3 protein-coding genes and 1 pseudogene are annotated in these 3,189 nt (G+C 70.2%); 2 read left to right on the top strand and 2 right to left on the bottom strand.

The annotated features are described in order from the left end of the window. Together ACIRU3_RS47465 and ACIRU3_RS47460 are read right to left on the bottom strand one after the other, a co-directional pair. Positions 1-96, bottom strand: a 96-nt coding sequence (locus ACIRU3_RS47465; RefSeq protein ID WP_404070646.1) for a helix-turn-helix domain-containing protein, incomplete at its 3' end; no start/stop codon positions are given. Between the two features lie 166 nt (positions 97-262). Further along, positions 263-958: pseudogene (locus tag ACIRU3_RS47460) on the bottom strand (MFS transporter); the annotation flags it as partial. A 54-nt stretch (positions 959-1,012) separates the two neighbouring features. On the opposite strand from ACIRU3_RS47460, the gene ACIRU3_RS47455 reads away from it, so the two are divergent. Then, on the top strand, positions 1,013-1,756 hold the full coding sequence (locus ACIRU3_RS47455; protein WP_404070643.1) for an AraC family transcriptional regulator: 744 nt from the start codon (positions 1,013-1,015) through the stop codon (positions 1,754-1,756). Between the two features lie 813 nt (positions 1,757-2,569). Then, positions 2,570-3,189, top strand: a 620-nt coding sequence (locus ACIRU3_RS47450; RefSeq protein WP_404070640.1) for a ricin-type beta-trefoil lectin domain protein, incomplete at its 3' end; no start/stop codon positions are given.

The following is a 3,189-nucleotide window of genomic DNA, read 5'->3' as shown; positions in this document are numbered from 1 at the left end:
CAAGTTGTAGACCTTCCGCACACATCCCAACGTGCGCGACAGCTCAGCTGCCTGCGCACCAGTCGGATAGAAGCGGTACTTGAACGCCCGCTTCATGTGAGCGGTCACAGCCCACAAACTATCAGGCCAGCTTGTGCCCCTCTGCGGCGGTGTTGCACTCAACGCCGAATCGCCTGGCGGCGATTCGGCTTCCTCTGCCCTGCTCCGCAGGAGCTTCATTTCCTCCCCCGGCAGAACCCGGGGGTATCCACGAAGGAGATCGGATGAACGTGCTCAGTCCGATGAAGACGATCGAGCGGCACACCACGGCCAGCGACAGTCTGATGAACGACGCCCTGTCGTCGTCCCCGGCCGCCACCGCCGTACCGGTGCCGGCGGCCTGCCGCCGGCCCAGGGCACGCAGCACGGGCAGGCACAGCACGCTGCCGACGAGCGCCGGCAGCACCAGCAGCACCAGCAGCACCAGCAGCACCAGCAGCGGAGTCTGGCGCAGTCCGCCGGTGCCCACGACGGCGGCCACCAGCAGCGGGGCCAGTGCGAAACCCAGGTTGCCGCCGAGTGAGAACCAGCTCATGGCGGTGTGGCTGCCACGGCCGACGAGCCGCGCGATGCGGGCGGACTCGGGATGGTAGGCGGCCACGCCGACCCCGGACACCGCCACGAACAGCAGGGTGAGCCCGTAGGAACCGCCGAGTCCGCTCAGGGCGATGCCCAGACCGCCCAGCAGGGTGCTGACCCGGAGCAGCCAGGGCATCGCCCAGCGGTCGGTGAGGGCACCGAACACCGGTTGCGCCACCGACGACAGCAGGGAGGCGGCCAGGACGATGCCCGACACGGCCGCGTAACCGTAGGCGCGCTCGGCGACGAAGAACGGGACGAGAGACGCCACCGGACCCTGGTAGACGTCGACGCAGGCGTGCCCGAGGGACAGCAGCGTGATCGATGTATTCCTTCGCAGCCCGCCATGATCCGCAGTCGGCGTCATGTCGGGCTTCCGATAAACTGCCAAGCGATGTCGCAGATCCGCCACGAGCCGATCGCTCCGACCCGCACCCAGAGGCTGGCGCCGGGCGCCGTGATAGACGCCCACCGGCACGACGACCACCAGATCGTCTACGCCGGCCGCGGCGTGCTGGCCGTCACCACCGGTGCGGGATCCTGGGTCGCCCCGGGCACCCGCGCCATCTGGGTGCCGGCCGGCACCGTGCACGCGCACCAGGCCCATGGCGAACTCGAACTCCACCTGGTGGGACTGCCACCGACCGAGGACCCGCTCGACCTGGACACCCCGACCGTGCTCGCCGTCAGCCCGCTGCTGCGCGAGCTGATCGTCGCCTACACCCGTACCCCAGGCGACGACACCCCCGAACGGGCCCGTCTGCGCGGGGTGCTGCTCGACCAGCTGCGTGCCTCGCCGCAGCAGCCGTTGCACCTGCCGACGCCGACCGCGCCCGTGCTGAAGGAGCTGTGCGACATCCTGCGCGCCGACCCGGCCGACGGCCGCACCCTCGCCGAACTGGGCCGGGAGGTCGGGGCGAGCGACCGTACCCTGTCCCGCCTGTTCCGCGGCGACCTCGGCATGACGTTCCCGCAGTGGCGCACCCAGCTGCGACTGCACCACGCGCTGGTCCTGCTGGCCGAGAAGACGCCCGTGACCACGGTGGCCCACCGGTGCGGCTGGTCGTCCGCCAGCGCGTTCATCGACGTCTTCCGGCGGACCTTCGGTCACACCCCGGGTTCCCATCCGACGGGCTGACCGGCTGGGTACGGGACCCGTCGCGCCGCTCGACCACCCGACGCCGGGCGCCGGGCGCGCTGATGCGGAACGGAGCCTCGGACGGGGCGAGCACCTTGCCATGTGCCGGAACGGCGTCGGTGAATCGCTGGCAGGCCGTGGCGCGGTCCTCCGTCAGGGTCTGCCGGTTCTCGCCCACCTCGGCGTCGTAGCCGTCCCTGGCGTTCAGCCGCATGACGAGCGTGAGGCCGAAGGCGTCGAACTTCCCTGCCACAGAGCGGCGTTGCGCGCCCTCGTGGTGCGACTCCCGTGAAGTGAGATGCCGTCAAGTGAGATGTCGTCAAGTGTGCTGCCGCCTTCGCCCCTTGACGCGTTTGGTGCAGACCCTCAAGGTTCCAGCTCGTCGTCCAGTCGACCAGGAAAGGCTGTGATCCTCCCCGTGGCCGGACCCTCTGCCGCCCGCCCAGTCGCGTTGCGAAGCGGCTGCCCCGTCGCCCTGCCGGCCCTGGCCGCCGGCTTGTCCACCCCGCCCCCGCCCAATTCGACGCCGGCCTCGCCGCGTCCGATCCGTGCCGGGCGACCCAATACGGCCCCCAGCCGCCCGGCGCCCTGACGGCCGGCGCCCTGACGGTCGGTGGCGAACTCGTCGACAACAGCGCCGACACCGCGGCGACGTCGCCCGGCCGTCAGCCGCAGCCGCTTTTCGGGACCCGCGTACAAGTCACCAACGGCCGCGTATTCACCAACTCGCTTTCCTCATAACTTACTTCAGACCTTGACGAAAGTGGTTCACGCCTCTAGGTTCACGCCACCCCCACACGAAAGGCCGCACCCATGCCGGCTCTCAGCCACAGACGGACCCGCACCGGACTCGCTCCCGCCGGCCGGTTCACGATCTGCTTCGTTCTCGCCGCCCTCCTCGCCGCGCTGTTCTCCGCCGCTCCCGCGCAGGCCGCCGACGGCACGATCACCGGACTCACCGGAAAGTGCGTGGACGTGGCGGGAGCCAACAGCGCCAACGGCACCGCCGTACAGCTCTACGACTGCAACGGGACCGGCGCCCAGATCTGGTCCAATCCCGGGGACGGAACCCTGCGTGCGCTCGGCAAGTGTCTGGACGTGGTCGACCGCGGCACCGCGGACGGCGCGGCGGTGCAGCTTTGGGACTGTTCGGGCGGCGCCAACCAGCAGTGGCAGGTGACCGCGGCGCACGACATCGTCAACCCGGCCGCCGACAAGTGCCTGGACGTACGGGACAACAACAGCGCCAACGGCACCCGGTTGCAGATCTGGACCTGCTCCGGCGCGGCGAACCAGAAGTGGAACGCGCCCGCGAGCGGCGGCGGGACCAACCCGTCCGGCTTCGTGGTGAGCGAGTCGCAGTTCAACCAGATGTTCCCGAGCCGGAACGGGTTCTACAGCTACAGCGGGCTCACCGCGGCGCTGAGCGCCTA

This window comes from Streptomyces sp. NPDC101151, from assembly GCF_044768335.1.
Taxonomy (GTDB): Bacteria; Actinomycetota; Actinomycetes; order Streptomycetales; family Streptomycetaceae; genus Streptomyces.
Note: the sequence above shows the minus strand (reverse complement) of the source record. Positions and strands in the feature narration are given on the sequence as shown.

Coding starts and splice junctions, on each gene's coding strand:
- ACIRU3_RS47455 (WP_404070643.1), top strand. CDS start 1,013: ATGTCGCAGATCCGCCACGAGCCGATCGCTCCGACCCGCACCCAGAGG.